The organism is Micromonospora sp. NPDC050795 (assembly GCF_044456785.1).
In the GTDB taxonomy this organism is placed as follows: domain Bacteria; phylum Actinomycetota; class Actinomycetes; order Mycobacteriales; family Micromonosporaceae; genus Micromonospora.
On record NZ_JBITGE010000003.1, the window covers coordinates 196,628 to 215,285 of the forward strand.

Here is an 18,658-nt window from a genome sequence, read left to right on the forward strand (position 1 = left end):
GGCACCATGGTCGACCTCAGCGACCTGCTCACCGACCTGGCCGACGAGTCCGCCCAGCTGGACGCCCTGGTGGTGCCACTGCCCGTGGTCGACTGGGCGAGGCCGACCCCCGCGCCGGGCTGGAGCATCGGGCATCAGATCGCCCACCTCGCCTGGACCGACCACGTCGCACTGTTGGCCGCGACCGATCCCGAGGCGTTCTACGCGACGGTCACCACCGCGCCGGACGTGACCCGACTCGTCGACGTCGGCGCCGAGGAATTCCTCGCCCCGCCGGCCGAACTGCTGGCCCGTTGGCGGGCCGGGCGAACCGCGCTCGTCGACGCACTGGCCGCCGTTCCGGCCGGCGGCAAACTGCCCTGGTACGGCACCCGGATGTCGGCCACCTCGATGGCCACCGCCCGGATCATGGAGACCTGGGCGCACGGCGCGGACGTGGCCGACGCCCTCGGCGTGGTCCGCCCCGACAGCGACCGACTCCGGCACGTGGCGCACCTGGGCGTGCGTACCCTCGGGCACGGTTTCGCCGCGCACGGCCGGGAGGCACCGGCGGCGCCGGTCCGGGTCGAGCTGGTCGGGCCCGGCGGCGACACCTGGAGCTGGGGTCCGGCGGACGCCGCCGACCGGGTCACCGGCCCGGCTCGGGACTTCTGCCTGCTGGTCACCCAACGCCGGCACCGCGCGGACCTCGCTCTGGTCGCCACCGGGCCGGTCGCCGACGAATGGCTCGACGTGGCTCAGGCCTTCGCCGGGCCGCCGGGTGACGGCCGGCAGCCGGCCGGGGGGATCGGGGTACGGGGATGATCCGCATCGGCAACGCCTCCGGCTTCTACGGCGACCGGTTCACCGCCTGGCGGGAGATGCTCGACGGCGGTGAGCTGGATGTGCTGACCGGCGACTACCTCGCTGAGTTGACCATGCTGATCCTGGCCCGGGACCGTGTGCGCGACCCCGACCTGGGCTACGCGAAGACGTTCCTGCGGCAACTGGAGACCTGCCTCGGCACCGCCCTCGACCGTGGGGTGCGGATCGTGACGAACGCCGGCGGGCTGAACCCGGCCGGCCTGGCCGCCGCCATCGGGAAGCTCGCCGACCGGCTCGGGCTACCGGCCCAGGTCGGGTACGTCGAGGGCGACAGGATCCAGCGACCGGACGCGTTGAGCGCGAACGCCTACCTCGGCGCGTTCGGGATCGCCGCCTGTCTCGACGCGGGCGCGGACGTTGTGGTCACCGGCCGGGTCACCGACGCGTCGCTGGTGGTCGGCCCGGCCATCGCCCGGTACGGGTGGGGCCGCGACGACCTCGACGAGCTGGCCGGGGCCACCGTCGCGGGGCACCTCGTCGAGTGCGGCGCGCAGGTCACCGGCGGCAACTTCAGCTTCTTCACCGAGCTGCCCGACGGCGGCCACCGGCCCGGGTTCCCGATCGCCGAGGTGCACCCCGACGGCTCGTCGGTGCTCACCAAGCATCAGGGCACCGGTGGCGCGGTCACAGTGGAAACCGTCACCGCCCAACTGCTCTACGAGATCGGCGGGCCGTCGTACCTCGGGCCGGACGTGGTCACCCGACTGGACACTGTGACGCTGCACCCCGACGGGGCGGACCGGGTCCGGGTCTCCGGCGTCCGGGGAACCCCGCCCCCGCCCACGCTGAAGGTGGGAGTCAACAACCTCGGCGGCTTCCGCAACTCGATGACGTTCGTCCTGTGCGGTCTGCAGATCGAGGAGAAGGCGGCCCTGGTCCGGGCGCAGGTCGAGGAGGCGGTGGGCAAGGACGGGCTGGAGTTCACCCTCGCTCGCACCGACCATCCGGACGCCGTCGACACCGAGGCGGCCAGCGCCCTGCTGCACGTACACCTGCGCGACGGCGACAAGGCGCGGGCCGGGCGGGCGTTCTCGGCCGCCGCTGTGGAGTTGGCCCTGGCCTCGTACCCGGGCTGCACGCTGACCACCCTGCCCGGTGACGCGACACCGTACGGCGTCTTCACCGCCGACGCGGTGCCGCAGGACGCGGTGGCGCACGTCGCTGTGCTACCCGGTGGCGAGCGGGTGCCGATCGCCCCACCGACCCGCACTTCCCCCACCTCGCCGGACGAATCGGCCCCGGGTGGCGAGGCGGCCATCGACGGCCCGACCCGACGCGGGGCGCTCGGCGAGGTGGTCGGCGCACGCTCCGGGGACAAGGCCGGGGACGTCAACCTCGGTGTCTGGGCGCGTTCCGACGCCGGGTACGCGTGGCTGCGGACCTGGTTGACAGTCGACCGGCTGGCCGAGCTGGTGCCGGAGACCGCCCCGCTGTCGGTGCGGCGCTACGAGCTGTCGAACCTGCGGGCTGTCAACTTCGTGATCGAGGGCCTGCTCGGTGCCGGGGTGGCCGCGTCCACCCGGTTCGACCCGCAGGCCAAGGCGCTCGGCGAGCTGCTGCGCGCCCGGGTCGTCGACCTGCCGGCGGACCTTCCGACGGGGGCATCCCGATGAGCATCGTGGACACCCCGGAGCGCCGGCAACTACGCGAGCTGACCCGGGCGTTCGTGACCCGGGAGGTGTTGCCGAACCTGGACGACTGGGAGCGGGCCGGCGAGGTGCCCCGGGCGCTGCACGCGACCGCCGCGAAGCTCGGCCTGCTCGGCATCGGCTTTCCGGAGTCGGTGGGTGGCAGCGGTGGGGACCTGCTCGACTCGATCATCGTGACCGAGGAGCTGATCCGCTCCGGCGGCTCGTCGGGGCTGGTGGCGGCCCTGTTCACGCACGGGATCGCGTTGCCGCACATGGTCGCGGCGGCCGGTGCCCGCACCGGTGGCTCGCTGGGCGGCCGGCTCGGCGGCACCGCGTCCCCGGCCGACGACAGCCTGATCGAGCGGTACGTACGGCCCACCCTGTCCGGCACGATGATCGGCGCGCTGGCCATCACCGAGCCGGACGGCGGTTCGGACGTGGCCGGCATCCGCACCACCGCCCGCCGCGACGGCGACCACTACGTGGTGAACGGGTCGAAGACGTACATCACCAGCGGGCACCGGGCCGACTTCGTGACCACCGCGGTGTGTACCGACTTCCCCGGCAGCGGTGAGCTCACCCTGCTGGTCATCGACAAGGGGTCACCCGGGTTCACAGTGGGACGCCGGTTGGAGAAGCTGGGCTGGCACTGCTCGGACACCGCCGAGCTGTCCTTCGCTGACGTGCGGGTGCCGGTCGCCAACCGGATCGGCGCGGAGAACACCGGCTTCCTGGCGATCATGCAGCACTTCGCCGCGGAACGGCTGTCGCTGGCGACCCAGGCGTACGCGACAGCGCAGCGCTGCGTCGAGTTGGCGGTGCGCTGGTGCCGGGACCGGGAGACCTTCGGGCGTCCGCTGGCCAGCCGGCAGCTGATCCGGTACCGGTTGGCCGAGATGCACACCCGGGCCGAGGCAGCCCGGTCGTACGTGCACGGGGTCGCGGGTCGGGTGGCGGCCGGCGAGCCGGTGGTGACCGAGGTGGCGATGGCGAAGAACGTGGCGGTGGCCGCCTGCGACCACGTCGTCGACCAGGCGTTGCAGCTGCACGGCGGGTTCGGCTACCTGCGCGACGCCGAGGTGGAGCGGCACTACCGCGACGCACGGATCCTCGGCATCGGCGGCGGCACCACCGAGATCATGAACGAGATCATCGCGAAAGGCATGGGCCTGTGACCATCCTGGACAGCACGGTCGACCCGTCGGCGCCCTCGTACCTGGCGAACCGGGCGGCGTTGCTGGAGCGCTTGACCGAGTTGGACGCCGCGCTGGACCAGGCGCGAGCGGGTGGCGGCGAGAAGTACGTGACCCGGCACCACGCTCGCGGCAAGCTGCTCCCCCGGGAGCGGATCGAGCTGCTGGTGGATGCCGACAGCCCGTTCCTGGAGTTGTCGCCGGTAGCCGCGTACGGCTCGGACTTCCCGGTCGGGGCGAGCGTGGTCACCGGCATCGGGGTCGTCGAGGGCGTGGAGTGCCTGATCGTTGCCAACGACCCGACGGTGCGCGGCGGCGCTGTCAACCCGTGGTCGCTGGCGAAGACCCGGCGGGCCGGCGAGATCGCCCTGGCCAACCGGCTGCCCATGGTCAATCTGGTGGAGTCGGCCGGGGCGGACCTGCCCACCCAGGCGGAGATCTTCATTCCCGGCGGTCGGGTGTTCCGTGACCTCACCCGGCTCTCGGCGGCCGGTATCCCCACTGTCAGCGTGGTCTTCGGCAACGCCACGGCCGGTGGCGCGTACGTGCCGGGGATGTCCGACCACGTGATCATGATTCGGGACCGGTCACAGGTCTACCTGGCCGGTCCGCCGCTGGTGAAGATGGCGACCGGCGAGGTCACCGACGACGAGTCGCTGGGTGGCGCGGCGATGCACGCCGGCACGTCCGGGCTCGCCGACTACCTGGCCGTCGACGAGCGGGACGGCATCCGGCTGGCCCGGCAGTGCGTCCGCCGGTTGAACTGGCGCAAGCGGGGCCCGTCACCGCGGACGGCGGTGCCACAGCCGCCGAAGTACGACCCGGAGGAACTGCTCGGCATCACCAGCGCCGACCTGAAGGTGCCGTTCGACCCCCGGGAGGTGCTGGCCCGGGTCCTCGACGGCAGCGACTTCGACGAGTTCAAGCCGGCGTACGGGGACGCGCTGGTCACCGGTTGGGGCGAGCTGCACGGATATCCGGTGGGGGTGCTGGCGAACGCCCGGGGGGTGCTGTTCAGCGCGGAGGCGCAGAAGGCGGCCCAGTTCATCCAGCTCGCGAACGCCTCGGACACCCCGTTGATCTTCTTGCAGAACACCACCGGCTACATGGTCGGCACCGAGTACGAGCAGCGCGGCATCATCAAGCACGGCGCGTTGATGGTCAACGCGGTGTCGAACTCGACGGTGCCGCACCTGACGGTGAACATGGGCGCCTCCTACGGCGCCGGCAACTACGGCATGTGCGGCCGCGCGTACGAACCGAGGTTCCTGTTCACCTGGCCGAACGCTAAGTCGGCGGTGATGGGCCCGGCGCAGCTCGCGGGGGTGCTGTCGATCGTGGCCCGGCAGGCGGCTGCCGCACGAGGGCGCGACTACGACGAGGATTCCGACGCGGCGATGCGTTTGATGGTCGAGCAGCAGATCGAGTCGCAGTCGGGCGCGCTCTTCCTCTCCGGCCGGCTCTACGACGACGGGGTGATCGACCCCCGGGACACCCGGACCGTCCTCGGGCTCTGCCTATCGGCGATCCACAACGGACCGGTGAAGGGTGCCGACGGTTTCGGCGTCTTCCGGATGTAGAGGGGCCACTCATGATCAACAGACTGCTCGTGGCCAACCGGGGCGAGATCGCCCGTCGGGTCTTCGCCACCTGCCGCGCACTGGGCGTGCAGACCGTTGCCGTGCACTCGGACGCGGACGCCGACGCGCCGTTCGTGGCCGAGGCCGACCAGGCCGTACGCCTGCCGGGGAGTTCGCCGGCCGAGACGTACCTGCGGGTCGATGTGATCCTGGAGGCGGCCCGGCGCAGCGGCGCGGACGCCGTCCACCCCGGCTACGGGTTCCTCGCCGAGAACGCCGAGTTCGCGGCGGCGGTGACCGATGCCGGTCTGACCTGGGTCGGCCCGCCGGCCAAGGTGATCGCCGCGATGGGCGACAAACTGGCGGCGAAGGCGCTGCTCGCCGAAGCGGGCGTGCCGATGCTGCCGAGCTGGACCGACACCGACGGGATCAGCGACTTCCCGGTGCTGGTGAAGGCGTCCGCCGGCGGTGGTGGCCGGGGCATGCGGATCGTCCGGACCGCTGACGAACTGACCGAGGCCGTGGCCTCCGCGGGCCGCGAGGCGGCTGCCGCGTTCGGCGACGGCACTGTCTTCATCGAGCGGTACGTCGAGCGCGGCCGGCACGTCGAGGTGCAGATCTTCGGTGACGCCCACGGTCGGGTGGTGGCTCTCGGCGACCGGGAGTGCTCGATCCAGCGGCGGCACCAGAAGATCGTCGAGGAGGCGCCGGCGGTGGTGCCGGACCGGGTGCGGACGGCGTTGCACGAGGCGGCGGTGGCCGCCGGGCGCGCTGTCGCCTACCTGGGCGCGGGCACTGTGGAGTTCCTGCTCGCCCCGGGCGGTGAGTTCTTCTTCCTGGAGATGAACACCCGCCTTCAGGTCGAGCACCCGGTCACCGAGTTGTGCACCGGACTGGACCTGGTGGGTCTGCAACTGCTCGTCGCCGAGGGTGAGCCCTTGCCGGCGGCCCTGCCGGCGACCACCGGGCACGCGATCGAGGTGCGCCTCTGCGCCGAGGACGCGGCGGCGGGTTGGCGGCCGGCCACCGGGACCCTGCACCGGTTCAGCGTCGGCGCTGTGGCGACCGAGTTCGGCGGGCTGGCCGGGCCGGGCCTGCGGCTCGACTCGGGTGTGCTGGCCGGCTCGGTGGTCGGGGTGCACTACGACTCGATGCTCGCGAAGTTGGTGGCCTGGGGTCGTACCCGCGCGGAGGCGACCCGGCTGCTGGCCAGCGCGTTGGCCCGGGCCGAGCTGCACGGGGTGACCACCAACCGGGATCTGCTGGTCCGGGTGCTGCGCAGCCCCGCGTTCGCCGCCGTGGAGATCGACACGGGTTTCCTGGACCGGCACCCGGAGGTCTTCACTCCGCTGCTGCCCGCCGACCGGCTGCCGGTCACCGCCCTCGCCGCGGCGCTGGCCACGGCCGCCCAGCGCCGGGCGACCGCACCGGTGCTCTCCGGGCTCCCCTCCGGCTGGCGCAACGTGCCCGCCGTTCCCCAGACCACCCGCTTCCTCGGGCCGGACGGCGACGAGATCGAGATCCGCTACCGGCTGGACCGGGTCGGCCGGCTGGCCGACTGGTCCAGCACGTCGGCGGAGGAGGAGCCGACCGGGCGACCGACGGTGGCGCTGGTCGAGGCCACAGCGGACCGGGCGGTGCTCGACGTCGACGGGGTCCGCCGCGCGTACCGCGTACACCGGGTGGGGGCGGATGTGTTCGTGGACGGCCCGGACGGGGCGGCGAGCCTGACCGAGCTGCCGCGCCTCCCGCTGCCCACCACGGCGGTGGCGGCCGGGTCGCTGCTCGCGCCGCTGCCCGGCGTGGTGACCCGGGTGCACGTCGAGGTCGGCCAGCGGGTCTCGGCCGGCGATCCGCTGCTCACGCTGGAAGCGATGAAGCTGGAACATCCCGTGCTCGCCCCGATCGACGGCGTGGTCGCCGAGTTGCCGGTGCCAACCGGCGGTCAGGTGCAGACGGGCGCCGTGTTGGCCGTTGTCGACGAAAAGGACCCCCGATGACCTTCGACCTCACCCCCGAGCAGGACCAGTTGCGCGACGCCGTGCGGGCGTTGGGCCGCCGCTACGGTCACTCCTATTTTGTAGCGAAAGCGAAATCGGGGGAGCACACCACCGAACTCTGGGCCGAGGCCGGACGGCTCGGCTACCTGGGGGTCAACATCCCCACCGAGTACGGCGGCGGAGGCGGCGGCATCACCGAGCTGGCCATCGTCTGCGAGGAGTTGGCGGCGGCGGGTTGCCCGCTGCTGCTGCTGGTGGTCTCCCCCGCCATCGCGGCGACAGTGCTCAGTCGGCACGGCACCGAGGAGCAGCGCAAGCGGCACCTGCCGGGCCTCGCCGACGGCTCCCAGAAGATCGTTTTCGCGATCACCGAGCCGGAGGCCGGTTCCAACTTCCACCGGCTCGGCACCGTGGCTCGCCGCGACGGCGACGGTTGGCTGCTCAACGGCCGCAAGTGCTACATCTCCGGGGTCGACGAGGCCGGTCACGTGCTGGTGGTGGCCCGTACCGAGGATTCCTCCACCGGCAAGTTGAAGCCAGCGCTGTTCCTGGTGCCGACCGACGCGCCCGGGCTGACCCGGTCCAAACTGGACATGGAGATCGTGTCTCCGGAGAACCAGTTCCTGCTCTACCTGGACGACGTGCGGTTGCCCGCCGACGCGCTGCTCGGGGAGTCGTTGGACGCCGGGCTGCCGGCGCTCTTCGCCGGGCTCAACCCGGAACGGATCACGGTGGCCGCGATGGGCGCCGGCACCGGTCGGTACGCCATCGAGCGGGCCAGTGAGTACACCGCCACCCGCAAGGTCTGGGGTGGTCGGAGCATCGGCTCGCACCAGGGGGTGTCGCATCCGCTGGCCCATGCGGCTGTGCAGGTGGAGCTGGCCCGCCTCATGATCCAGAAGGCGGCCACCCTGTACGACGCCGGCCGCGACCTGGAGGCCGGGGTGGCCGGCAACATGGCCAAGTACGCGGCCGGGGAGGCAGCCGCGCTCGCCGTGGACACCGCCGTACAGGTGCTCGGCGGGGCCGGGATGACCACCGAGTACGGGGTGGCGACCCTGCTCGGCGCGGTCCGGGCCGGCCGGATCGCCCCGGTCAGCCGCGAGATGATCCTCAATTTCGTGGCCCAACATGTCCTCGGCCAGGAGAAGTCGTACTGACGGCGCGCTGGGCTGCCGCGGCTGCGCCCCGCTCGCGCCGATCTTGCACTTTCGGTCGCCGATACGCGCGGAATGCCCGCTACGTCGGGACAGCAACTGCAAGATCGCCGCGCCGGGGAGGGGCGGGCCGAGCGTCAGGCCGGGGTGCGGCAGGCGGCGTCGATGCGGTGGACCGGGCGGACCCGACGCCCCATGCCCTCCAACAGCGAATCCTCGACGTGGAAGTCGTGAATGCGCAGTTGGTGGCGGGGCAGCTCCTCCTCGCTCGGGCAGAGCACCTGGGCGCGGACCAGACCGACCGGAACGTACCGGACACCGCCCCGTTCCTGAAGGATCACCATGTTGACGTCGTCGGTGGTGACCACGTGCCCGCGAACGTCCTCGGTGGGCCCACTCTCCGCGCCCACCGTGGTGACGGTCAGCGGCAACACCGGTGTGGTGATCACCGGCACCGCCGCCCAGACCAGGGTGGCGAGCACCGCCACCTCGGTCACCGACGCCAGCGGCCGGATCACCAGGCCCGGCAGCGGCCCCGCGACGAAGAGCGCGAGCAGCGGGGGCACCACGATGAGCGCCAGCACCAGCCACTCGTCGCCCTGCCGCATCGCGTCGCGCATCGTCGGCAGCATCAGCCAGCCGTACCCGGCGAGCAACGCGCCGATCAGCAGCAACCGAGGCGCGACCCGCGCGTGCAGCCGCGCCGGGCTCAGTTGGAACGCAGCCACGAACGCCGGCAGCAGCAACGGCAGATAGAGCAACGGCCAGGTGATCAGGGCGAGCAGGAAGCTGGCCAGCACCACCCAGGCCGGGGTGATGTCGGCCCAGCGGGCGAAGAGCGGACGACGACGGGTGCCGGGCGGAAGCCGGTCCGCGCTGACGGCCAGTACCGCGCCGAGCGCGAAGACGGCGACCAGCCCGGTGGAGAGCAGCCGCGCCGCCGTGGTCAGGAAGCCGGCGAGCAGGTTCACCGGCCCGACGTTGGCCACCAGCAGCAGGGTGGTCTGGAGCTCCCCGCCGGCCTCCACGCCGAGGCGGAGCACCGAGAAGATCGCCGGCACGCCCACCACCGCCGTCCAGAACGACTGGCTGGCGCGGGCACGCCGCTCCGCCGGATCCCAGCGGACCCGCCCCGGCTCAATCGCGGCGACGATCGGCACGGCCGGTTCGGCGACCGGCACCGCGGCCGGCCAGGCAACGTCACCATCCGCGCCGGACACCGGACGATCGGCGGCCGGCGGCGCTGCGGCCGTATCGTCGATCGGCGACGCGTCACCGCCGGGCACCGACGTGCGGGGCGGCGGGACCGGCCCGTCGCCGCCGGTGGCGGTCGGCGCCGCGCTCACTTCGCGGGCGCCTTGTCGTCGAAGTCGACAAGCTTCGGCACCTCCAGCGGCTGCGGCTGACGCTTGTCGGCCTTCAGCCAGGGGCCCAGGGTCCGGTTGTACGCGGTCTGCCAGGGGCTGGCGTCTCCGTCGCGGCCCTGTACGTAGCTCTTCTGCAGGAAGAACGCGACCAGGTCGCGCAGCGCGGGATCACCGATCGGCACGCCGATGCCCAGCAACTCGCTGGTGCCGAACGGCATGTCCACGATCTCGAACTCCTTCGGGAAGCTGGCCAGGAAACCGGCGAGGATCGACTCGTCGGAGCTGACCGCGTCGTACCGCCCCTTTCGGATGCCGTCGACGCAGTCACCGACGTCCTTGACCACGAATGTCCTGACCTGGTGCTTCTCCAACTCGGCCTCGGTGGTGGAGCCGCCGCTGGTGCACACCTTGTACGCCGGGTCGCGCAGATCCTCGATGGTGCGGATCCTGTCCTTCAGTCGGGTCGGCACCATCACCTCCTGCGTGGTGACGAAGTACGGCCCGGCGAAGCTGACCAACTGCTTACGGTCCTCGGTCATGGAGAAGCTGGACACGACCAGGTCGACGGTGCCACCTTGCAGCGACGGGATGCGGTCCTCGGTCGCGACCGACACGAACTCCAGCCGCTGGTCCCCCTCGTAGCCGAGGGAGGCCGCGATGTACCGGGCGATCTCGACGTCGAACCCGACGTGCTGGCCGTTTCGCAACTCACCCATCAGCGGCTCGTTGGTGGCGACACCGATCCGCAGCTTCGACTGACCGTAGATGTGCGTCTCGCGCATCTTTTCCTGCACGGAGGGCAGGTCCGGCTCTTCCCGACTGTCGCAGCCGGCCGCGGCGGCGAGCACGAGAGTGAGGGCGACCGCCAGCGTCGACGCGATCGAGCGGAGCCGGGACTGCGAACTGCCTGAGTTCATGGGCGACCTCGCTACCGGAAGGGCCTGCGGAACACCGAGAGTAGCGGTTCTTGTCCAATCCGTGTGCGCGCGGTAGACCCTGTCGAAGGGACGGCTCGGATCGACGTCGATCGGCGCGGCGGTCGGCTCTGCGGTTGACAGCCGGCCAGGTCGCGACATGCTGGACACGTGAGTCGATTGTCCAGACCCGATGCGCGCACGGTGGCGGTGCTCGCGGCGCTGGGAGCCCTTGCGCCGCTGGTCATGCTGGTCGTGTGGCGCCGACAGGACCTCCTCGGCGTGGTTCTCGCGCTGCTCTGCGTGCTAATGACCATGGTCGCCGGGGTCGCGGTCTCGGCCGCCCGTCAGGTCGACGATCCGGAGCCGGCGGACCGGTCGGCGCCCATCGGGCCGCCCGAGCTGATGCCGTACGGGATCGACGCGGACACCCTCGATGCCCTCGACCCCAGGGACGCGTTGCGTGCGGTGCGTGACCGCCGACGCGGCTCGGACGGGCTCAGCGGCCGGTGAGCGTGGGCGCGGTGAGCGCGTCCACGCCGCGCCCCGCCAGACACCGGTAGGTCCGGTCGATGCTGCCGTCGATCGGCGGCAGCACCTCCAGGTGCCAGCCGGTCGCCTCGCCGATCCCGGTGGTCAACCGGAACGTCGTGGCGCTGCACACCTGCCGCACCGGCTCGGCGGCGGTCACCTCGTCGTAGTCGGCGCCGACCAGCGACACCGGCAGGATGCCCTCGGCGTACGTCTCCCAGGTGTGTCGGCCGGCGCAGGACAGCCGAGCCGCCTCGGCGCGGCTGCCGCGGATCCGCATCGGGCCGAAGCATTCCAGCTCGGGCAGGCACCGGGCACCCTCGGGCAGGGCGGTGGGAGCACCAGTGCCGGTGGAGCAGCCGGGCAGCGGACCGGTCGCCGGTGCGGCGATCTGGGTGGCTGACGGGTACGGGGTGGCTGGCGGTGCCCGATCGGCGACCCAGGCACCGGCGGTCGCGGAGGCGGCGAGCGCGAGCACCCCGGCGCCGCCGAAGAGCCAGCGCCGCCAACGCCGACCGGTGGGGTCCGCCCGTTGAGTGTCCTCAATGGGCGATCGGGGCACCGGCTGGCTGGCCGCGTACGGGCCGGAGAGCGTGGCGGCACCGCTGACCGGAGCACCGCTGACGGGTGCCGCCGGCGAGCCGAATGGCAGGTTGTTGAGCAGGTCGTGCAACTCCAGGGCGGAGGGACGCTCACCCGGATCGTTGGCCATGCCGACGCGCAGCACGTCGATCAGCTCGTCGGGCACTCCGGGCAGCGCGGGGAGCGGCTGGTTGAACATCTCCAGCACGGTGACCAGGCTCGGGTTGCGCTCGGACTGCCAGCGCGGCGGCCGGCCGTGCATCACCGCGTAGAGGGTGGCGCAGAGCGCGTACACGTCGACGGCCGGCGACGGCGGGCTGTGGCTGAACATCTCCGGCGGCGCGTACGCCGGGGTGAGCACCTCCAGGGTGACCGAGGCGTCCCGGTGCTCGGCGAGGACGGCGAGCCCGAAGTCGGCGAGAACCGCCGAGTTGAAGTGCGAGTACAGGATGTTCGCTGGTTTCACGTCCCGATGCAGCACCCCGGCGGCGTGCGAGTGGGCCAGCGCGTCCGCGATCTTGATGCCGAGGTCGCGGGCCTCGACCGGGCCGAGCGGTGAGGTGCGCATCCGTTCGGCGTACGAGCCGTCGCAGAGCTCCATGATCAGGTAGGGGTGCTGATCGACGGTGACCCCCACGTCGAAGAGGTCCACCACGTGCGGGTGGGACGACATGCGACCGGCCGCCCGCGCCTCGCGCAGGAAACGGGCCTGATCGCGCTCGCTGTCCAGCGTCCGGTTCTCCACTTTGACGGCGACCTCGCGACCCACGGAGATCTGGGTGGCCTGGTAGACGGTCGCGTACCCGCCCCGGGCAAAGACCCGCAAATCAGTCAGGCCGGGCACGATCGGCCCTGGCATGCCGCCGGTCGGGGTGTCGGTCACCGCTCGAAAATACCCAACCCGACCGATGGCTCAGCGCACCGCGTCCGCCGGAGCCGCACCGGCGGGACCGGTACCCTCCTCGGCGACCGCAGTCGTCCCGGCACCCTCGGACGATCCGACCCCGCCGGCCGGGATGCCCCGCCGGGCATCCAGACGCAGACCGACGGCGGTGGCCACGGCGCCCAGCCCTTCCCACGCCGCCACCCCGAAGAACCGGTCGGGAGCTATGTCGGCGAGCACCGCGATGGTGAACACGGTGAACGTGACCAGCCGGAAGACCACCGTGAACCGGTAGAACGCCCGCCACTCGGTCACGGTGGCCAGCAGGTAGTAGACGCCCATGTTGAAGGCCGCCATCGAGGACGCCAGCAGGAACGTCCCGGTGTGATCACCGACGGCCCGCGTCGCCGGCACCTCGAACCCGAGCATGCGCAACTGCGCCTCCGGCCAGAGAAGCCCGACCGCGCCCATCACCAGCGCCAACACGCCGAAGACCGCGATGGTCCAGCCCGCGATGGATCGCGGCAGCTTCATGAAGGGCCTCCCAGGCACGGCGAGGGTCACCACTGTGGACCCTTACGCGGTGGTGACACGCTAGCCGCTCCCCCCGACCACCACATCCCCAGAACCGGCAGAACCCGGCACCGCCGGGGTCGCGTTGATCAAGAGCTTGCGGTCACCGGCGGCCCGGAATCTGACCGAAACCTCTTGATCAACAGCAGTGGGCGGGGGTCAGACCAGGGCGGACAGGCGGGTTTGCAGGGCGTCGGCTGCGGCCCGTTCGCTGCGCTGCTCGGTGGCGTACGCCAGGCGGACCGCCTCCTGCGCACAGGACAGCGCCTCCGCCGGACGACCGCAGGCAGCCAACGCCTCGGCCAGCACACTCGCCGCGATCACCTGGCTACGCACGTCCTCGGCCGGCGCGGTTACCGCCCGACGAGCCCAGTCCAACGCCTGCTCCCGCTGACCGTAGGCGAGCAGCGCCGCAGCGTACTGAGCCATCGTCTGACGGCGGGAGAAGAGCAGCGAGGGCGCGTTCGCGGCGGCCGTGGCCACCGGGGCGAGCAGCCCGACCGCTGTCGCCGAGTCGCCGGCGGCGAGACGGGCCGTCGCCAGCAACACCCGGGGCGCCACCTGCGCCGGGGCCTGCGGGTTGTGCGGCTCCACGGCGGTCAGCACCGCGCGGGCCACCCGCTCGGCCGTCTCGCAGTCGCCCATGTCCAACGCGACGAAGCCGCGCAGCGTGCCGGCCATTCCGGTGAGCAGCGGATGCGAGGTGCGCTCCGCGTACGCCAGGGCGTCGGTGAGCAGGTCCGCCGCGTGCTCCGGCTCGCCCAGGCCGCGCGCCACCACCGCCCGGACCACCAGGGCGAACCCGCGCCCCCAGTCGTCGGACGCGGCGGCGAACTCCCGGTACGCCCGCCGGGCCTCCCGGTCCGCCTCGGCCAGGTCCCCCAGCTCGGCAGTGGCGAACGCCGCCACCGCCCGCAGCGTGCCCACGGCCCACGCCTCACCGACCCGCTCGCCGAACGGCAGGAACACCTGCGCCATCCGACACGCCTCGCGCAGCCGGCCGGCGAGCAGCCGGGCGAACGCCGTGGTGCCGCGCAGCCAGGCCCGCCCGTACGGGTCCTTCAGCTCGGCGAAGAGTCGGGCGGCCCGGCCGAGCACCGCGTCGGTCCCGGCGAAGTCACCCCGGGTGGTGGTCACCCAGGCCAGGTTCTGCAGGGACCACGCCTGCCCGCGTCGGTCCTGCGCACCGAGGCTGACTTGGTACGCGGCCGCCAACCGGCTGCTCGCCTGACTCAGCCGCCCCGCCACGAAGTCGGCCATGCCGAGCCGGCGCATCGCCGTGGCACGTTGCGTGGGCAGTCGACCCTCGGTGGCCACCTGCAACGCCTCCTGCCAGGCGGTCACCGCCCGGCCCTGATCGCCGAGGGTCTCCTGGGCCTGCCCCGCCAGCAGGAGAGCACTGACCCGGGTGACCTCGTCTCCCGCGTTCGCGGCGATCTTCTCGGCGTACGCCAACGCGTCGGAGACCCGGCCGACCTGGAGCAACGCCCGCGCGTGCACCACCCGGTCGGCTGCCGGCACCCCGTCGCGGGCCAGTTCGGTGGCGCGCTCGGCGTACTCGACGGCCATGGCCGGCTCACCGGCGGCGAGCGACCGGCGGGCGGCCCGTCCGAGCGCGGCCACGCCGAGCGGAACCACCGCACGGGCCGGCGCGTCCGGGCGCAGCTTCACCGCATCGGCGAGGGTGGCGGCCCGCTCGACGTGCATCGCCACGAAGTCGTCCCGGGCCTCGTCGGTGAACCCGCCGACAGTGCTGACGGTGGCCTCGTCCGCCGGTGCCGCCCACCGGGCCAGCGCGGCGTGCCGCTCGGCCAACTCGGCCTTGCTCACCCCGGCGTACGCGGCCTCCCGCATGAGCGGCGTCGCGAACGAGTAGCCGGTACGCGAACGGTGCAGCATGCGGCGTTGCAGCAACTCCTCGACCGCCCGGTCGAGCTCGACGGCGACCACTGCCGACGGCCTGCCGTCGCGGCCACCGCGCTGCTCCCGCATCGCCTCCAGCGCGCCGGTCGGCACCGTGTCGCCGGTGACCGCCGCGTCACGCAGCACCGACCGGGCGTCCGGCGGCAACGCGTCGATCCGGGCCGCGAGCACGGCGGCGAGGTCCCGGGAGAGCAGCCGGCTGCCCAGCGACCCCGGCACCAACCGCCAGCCGCTCGCCCCGCTCTGGTCCCGATCGCCGGAGCCTGCACGGTCAGCGGCGGCACGGACCGATTCCGTGGTCAGCGCGCCCCGTTCGATAAGCAGGGTCACCAGCTCAGCCAGGTAGAACGGATTGCCCTGCGCGGTGGCGAGCAACCGGTCGGTGTCGGCCTGCGGCAGCTTGCCGCCGCTGAGGTAACTCGTGAGCAGCCGGGCCGCGTCGGCACCGCGCAGCGGTGGTAGCGAGTGCACCTCGGCGTCCGCGACCCGGGTCAGCGCCCCAGCGGTACGCACCAACTCGGGGCGGCCGAGCAGCAGCACCAGCACCGGGCCGGTGAGCTTGGACAGGGTCAACCCGAGGGCACTGATCGTCTCGGCGGTGGCATCGTGCAGGTCGTCCACCACGATCACCAGCGGCGCCTCCGAGGCGAGCCCACTGAGCAGGTCGGCGACCGCGTTCGGCACCACCTCGGCGTCCGCGGCCGGAGTGCCCGAGCCGCCCCACTCGCCGCTGTCGCCACCGGTGTGCGCCGGAAGTTCGGCGTAGCCGAGCAGTGCGAGCAGCTGCTCCGTGGCGATCGGTGGTGTCTCGGAACCGGAGCGGGCGAGCCGCTGCCCGAGCCGGCGCAGCCGCTCCTCGACCGACGGGCGGGTCAACGCGGTGGACGCGTCGCTGGGCAGACCGACGGCGGCCCGCACCAGATCGGCCAGGGGCGCGAGCCGTCGCCGCTCCCCGAACGCCGCACAGCGCACCGAGAGCACCCGGGCCCCCGTGTGCGCCGCGTACCGGCCGGCACCGACGTCGTAACCGGCGGCGAGGCGTTCCACCTCGGCGGCGAACCGGGACTTGCCGATGCCCGCCTCGGCGGTCATCAACAGCACCCGCGGGTCGCCCTGGTCGATCACCTCGGCGAGCCGGCCGGCGACCCGGCCGATCTCCGTCTCCCGGCCGACGTACGGCGCCTCGTCGCCGAGCCCCGAGCGGGTGCCCGGCGCGTCCAGCAGACCCAGCAGCTCGTACGCCTCGACCGGCTCACGCTTGCCCTTGAGCCGCAGCGGGCGCAGCGCCCGCCAGGAGGAGACGTGCCTGGTGGCCGCAGCAGTGCGTCCACCGGCGTAGACGGCCCCGACGGCGGCGGCGTCGGCGAGCCGGGCCGCTGTGTTCACAGTGTCGCCGATGACCGTGTATTCGATCGCGGCCTGGATGCCCGCGATGACGTCGCCGGTGTTCAACCCGACCCGCAGCCCGAGCGGCGCGCCGCCGCCCCGCTCGTCGTCGAGCACCCGGCGGACGGCCCGTTGCATGGACAGGGCGGCCCGGACGGCGCGTTCGGCGTCGTCCTCGTGCGCGACCGGGGCACCGAAGACCGCCATGATGCCGTCACCGGTCAGCTTGTCGACGTGCCCGCCGAACGTCTTCACGGCACCGGCGAGGGCGGCGAGCACCCGGTCGGTGACGGCGCCGACGCGTTCCGGGTCGAGATCCTCCGACCAGGAGGTGAACTCGGAGAGGTCGCCGAAGAGCACTGTCACCACCCGGCGCTCGGCCGCCGGCAACGTGGCAGCGGCCGGCAGCGCGGCGCCACAGTTGTGGCAGAACCGCGCGCCGGGAACGGCAACGGTTCCACACACGGGGCAGGTCACATGTGCTCCAACCCACTGACCCCGGGCGCGGATTCCCCGGTGTCGACGCCCAGATACTCCAACTGGGCCCGAACCGACCAAACGGCTGCCCACCAGAGTGAGCGGTCCACGTCCGCGTAGACCGTCGCCACCACGTCGGCGGGGGTGTGGGCGCCGGCGGCGACCGCCGCCCGGACCTGGTCGAGCCGGGCCCGGCGGTGCGCGAGGTAGAAGTCGGCGGCGGCGGCGCAGTCGGCCAGCGCCGGGCCGTGTCCCGGCAGCGCCGGGATTCCGCGGTACGCGGACAGCAGTTCCAGGCTGCTCAGATAGTCACCGAGGTGACCGTCTGGATGGGCGACCACGGTGGTGCCCCGGCCGAGGATGGTGTCACCGGTGAGCACCACCCGCTCGTCGCCGTGCTCGACCAGGAAGCAGATCGAGTCGGCGGTGTGCCCTGGGGTCTGCAACAGCCTGATGTGCAGACCGAAGCCGCCGACGTGCTCGCCCGGCTCGGTCAGCGGCTCGCCACCGATGGTGTGCGCCGGGTTGGCGGCGAGTACGTGCACGCCGCCGAGCAGCTCACTCAGCCGGGCCGCGCCCTCGGTGTGGTCGGGGTGGCCGTGGGTGATCAGGATCAGCCCGACCGGGCCGTGCTCGGCGATCCGGGTCAGGTGCCCCTCGTCCGCCGGCCCCGGGTCGACCACGATGCCGGACTCGGCCGCCGGGGCGCGCAGCACCCAGGTGTTGGTGCCGTCGAGGGTCATCGGCCCCGGGTTCGGCGCACGCAGCAGTGAAACCCAGCGGGGCAACTCGTCGGCAAGCGCCGCCACCGCCCCCGTCACGTGCCCGCTCATGGCTGCGATCGTACGACCCCGCTCGCCACACCCCACGATCTTGCACTTGCTGCTGCTGATTTATGCCTCTTCACGGCTTTCGTCGCGACAGCAAGTGCAAGATCGCGGTTGGCTCAGGCGACCTCGACGATCAGCTCGATCTCCACCGGGGCGTCCAGGGGCAACTCGGCCACGCCCACCGCGCTGCGCGCGTGCCGGCCGGCCTCCCCGAAGACGGTGCCGAAGAGATCCGAGGCACCGTTGATCACGGCGGGCTGACCGGTGAAGCCGGGCGCGGAGGCCACGAACCCGGTCACCTTGACCACCTTGACCACGTTCTCCAGGCCGACCAGCGAGTCGACAGCGGCCAGCGCGTTGAGCCCGCACCGCTGTGCCAGATCCTTCGCCTGCTCGGCGGAGATCCCGGCGCCGACCTTGCCGGTCGCCAGCAACTTGCCCTCGGCCATCGGCAACTGGCCGGAAACGTACACGTGCTGCCCGGACTGCACGGCCGGGACGTAACTGGCCACCGGCGGCACGACCTCGGGCAGTTCGAGACCCAGCTCGGCGAGCTTCGCGTGCGGACCGTTGCTCACGCCTTGGGCCGCTTCAGGTAGGCGACCAGTTGGTCCGGGTTCGGGCCGGGGACCACGGCGACGAGCTCCCACCCGTCCTCGCCCCAGTTGTCGAGGATCTGCTTGGTCGCGTGGACCAGCAGCGGGACCGTGGAGTATTCCCACTTCTGCATCGCTGAAGGGCTCCCTCTCGGTGCGGAATTGTTCGAG

15 protein-coding genes are annotated in these 18,658 nt (G+C 72.5%); 7 read left to right on the forward strand and 8 right to left on the reverse strand.

Going from position 1 to position 18,658, the window contains the following annotated elements:
- Positions 1-6 precede the first annotated feature (6 nt).
- Genes ACIBEF_RS04540 through ACIBEF_RS04565 form a run of 6 tightly spaced genes read left to right on the forward strand, consistent with a single transcriptional unit; the run spans position 7 to position 8,428 of the window.
- Positions 7-804 carry a TIGR03084 family metal-binding protein gene (locus ACIBEF_RS04540; protein ID WP_396791151.1) on the forward strand — a complete coding sequence of 266 codons (798 nt, stop codon included), beginning with the start codon at positions 7-9 and terminating at the stop codon, positions 802-804.
- Positions 801-2,477, forward strand: a complete 1,677-nt coding sequence (locus ACIBEF_RS04545; RefSeq protein ID WP_396791153.1) for an acyclic terpene utilization AtuA family protein — start codon at positions 801-803, stop codon at positions 2,475-2,477. The genes ACIBEF_RS04540 and ACIBEF_RS04545 overlap by 4 nt, the downstream gene beginning before the upstream one ends.
- On the forward strand, positions 2,474-3,670 hold the full coding sequence (locus tag ACIBEF_RS04550; RefSeq protein WP_396791155.1) for an acyl-CoA dehydrogenase family protein: 1,197 nt from the start codon (positions 2,474-2,476) through the stop codon (positions 3,668-3,670). The genes ACIBEF_RS04545 and ACIBEF_RS04550 overlap by 4 nt, the downstream gene beginning before the upstream one ends.
- Positions 3,667-5,268: an acyl-CoA carboxylase subunit beta gene (locus tag ACIBEF_RS04555; protein WP_396791157.1), complete on the forward strand. Its 1,602-nt coding sequence runs from the start codon at positions 3,667-3,669 to the stop codon at positions 5,266-5,268. Before ACIBEF_RS04550 ends, ACIBEF_RS04555 begins: the two co-directional genes overlap by 4 nt.
- An 11-nt stretch (positions 5,269-5,279) precedes the next feature.
- On the forward strand, positions 5,280-7,268 hold the full coding sequence (locus ACIBEF_RS04560) for a biotin carboxylase N-terminal domain-containing protein (RefSeq protein ID WP_396791159.1): 1,989 nt from the start codon (positions 5,280-5,282) through the stop codon (positions 7,266-7,268).
- Positions 7,265-8,428, forward strand: coding sequence for an acyl-CoA dehydrogenase family protein (locus ACIBEF_RS04565; protein WP_396791161.1), 1,164 nt, complete (start codon positions 7,265-7,267; stop codon positions 8,426-8,428). Before ACIBEF_RS04560 ends, ACIBEF_RS04565 begins: the two co-directional genes overlap by 4 nt.
- 134 nt (positions 8,429-8,562) lie before the next feature.
- Here ACIBEF_RS04565 and ACIBEF_RS04570 read toward each other — a convergent pair whose 3' ends face one another.
- Both ACIBEF_RS04570 and ACIBEF_RS04575 read right to left on the reverse strand, forming a co-directional pair.
- Positions 8,563-9,771 carry a hypothetical protein gene (locus ACIBEF_RS04570; RefSeq protein WP_396791163.1) on the reverse strand — a complete coding sequence of 403 codons (1,209 nt, stop codon included), beginning with the start codon at positions 9,769-9,771 and terminating at the stop codon, positions 8,563-8,565.
- Positions 9,768-10,709 (reverse strand): transporter substrate-binding domain-containing protein, encoded by a 942-nt coding sequence (locus ACIBEF_RS04575; RefSeq protein WP_396791165.1) that lies wholly within the window; start codon positions 10,707-10,709, stop codon positions 9,768-9,770. Before ACIBEF_RS04575 ends, ACIBEF_RS04570 begins: the two co-directional genes overlap by 4 nt.
- A 168-nt stretch (positions 10,710-10,877) precedes the next feature.
- On the opposite strand from ACIBEF_RS04575, the gene ACIBEF_RS04580 reads away from it, so the two are divergent.
- The gene (locus ACIBEF_RS04580) at positions 10,878-11,219 is read left to right on the forward strand and encodes a hypothetical protein (RefSeq protein ID WP_396791167.1); all 342 of its coding nucleotides are present in this window, start codon (positions 10,878-10,880) and stop codon (positions 11,217-11,219) included.
- Here ACIBEF_RS04580 and ACIBEF_RS04585 read toward each other — a convergent pair.
- The 6 genes from ACIBEF_RS04585 to ACIBEF_RS04610 form a co-directional block, all read right to left on the reverse strand.
- On the reverse strand, positions 11,206-12,702 hold the full coding sequence (locus tag ACIBEF_RS04585) for a serine/threonine-protein kinase (protein ID WP_396791169.1): 1,497 nt from the start codon (positions 12,700-12,702) through the stop codon (positions 11,206-11,208). The genes ACIBEF_RS04580 and ACIBEF_RS04585 overlap by 14 nt on opposite strands.
- A gap of 30 nt (positions 12,703-12,732) precedes the next feature.
- Positions 12,733-13,236 (reverse strand): hypothetical protein, encoded by a 504-nt coding sequence (locus tag ACIBEF_RS04590; RefSeq protein WP_355005997.1) that lies wholly within the window; start codon positions 13,234-13,236, stop codon positions 12,733-12,735.
- A gap of 198 nt (positions 13,237-13,434) precedes the next feature.
- Positions 13,435-17,061 carry an adenylate/guanylate cyclase domain-containing protein gene (locus tag ACIBEF_RS04595; protein WP_396791171.1) on the reverse strand — a complete coding sequence of 1,209 codons (3,627 nt, stop codon included), beginning with the start codon at positions 17,059-17,061 and terminating at the stop codon, positions 13,435-13,437.
- The gene (locus ACIBEF_RS04600; protein WP_396791173.1) at positions 17,058-17,894 is read right to left on the reverse strand and encodes an MBL fold metallo-hydrolase; all 837 of its coding nucleotides are present in this window, start codon (positions 17,892-17,894) and stop codon (positions 17,058-17,060) included. Before ACIBEF_RS04600 ends, ACIBEF_RS04595 begins: the two co-directional genes overlap by 4 nt.
- 113 nt (positions 17,895-18,007) lie before the next feature.
- Positions 18,008-18,469, reverse strand: coding sequence for a RidA family protein (locus ACIBEF_RS04605; protein WP_355006000.1), 462 nt, complete (start codon positions 18,467-18,469; stop codon positions 18,008-18,010).
- Complete coding sequence (locus tag ACIBEF_RS04610; protein ID WP_007466198.1) at positions 18,466-18,621, reverse strand: DUF4177 domain-containing protein; 156 nt, start codon at positions 18,619-18,621, stop codon at positions 18,466-18,468. The genes ACIBEF_RS04605 and ACIBEF_RS04610 overlap by 4 nt, the downstream gene beginning before the upstream one ends.
- Positions 18,622-18,658 lie beyond the last annotated feature (37 nt).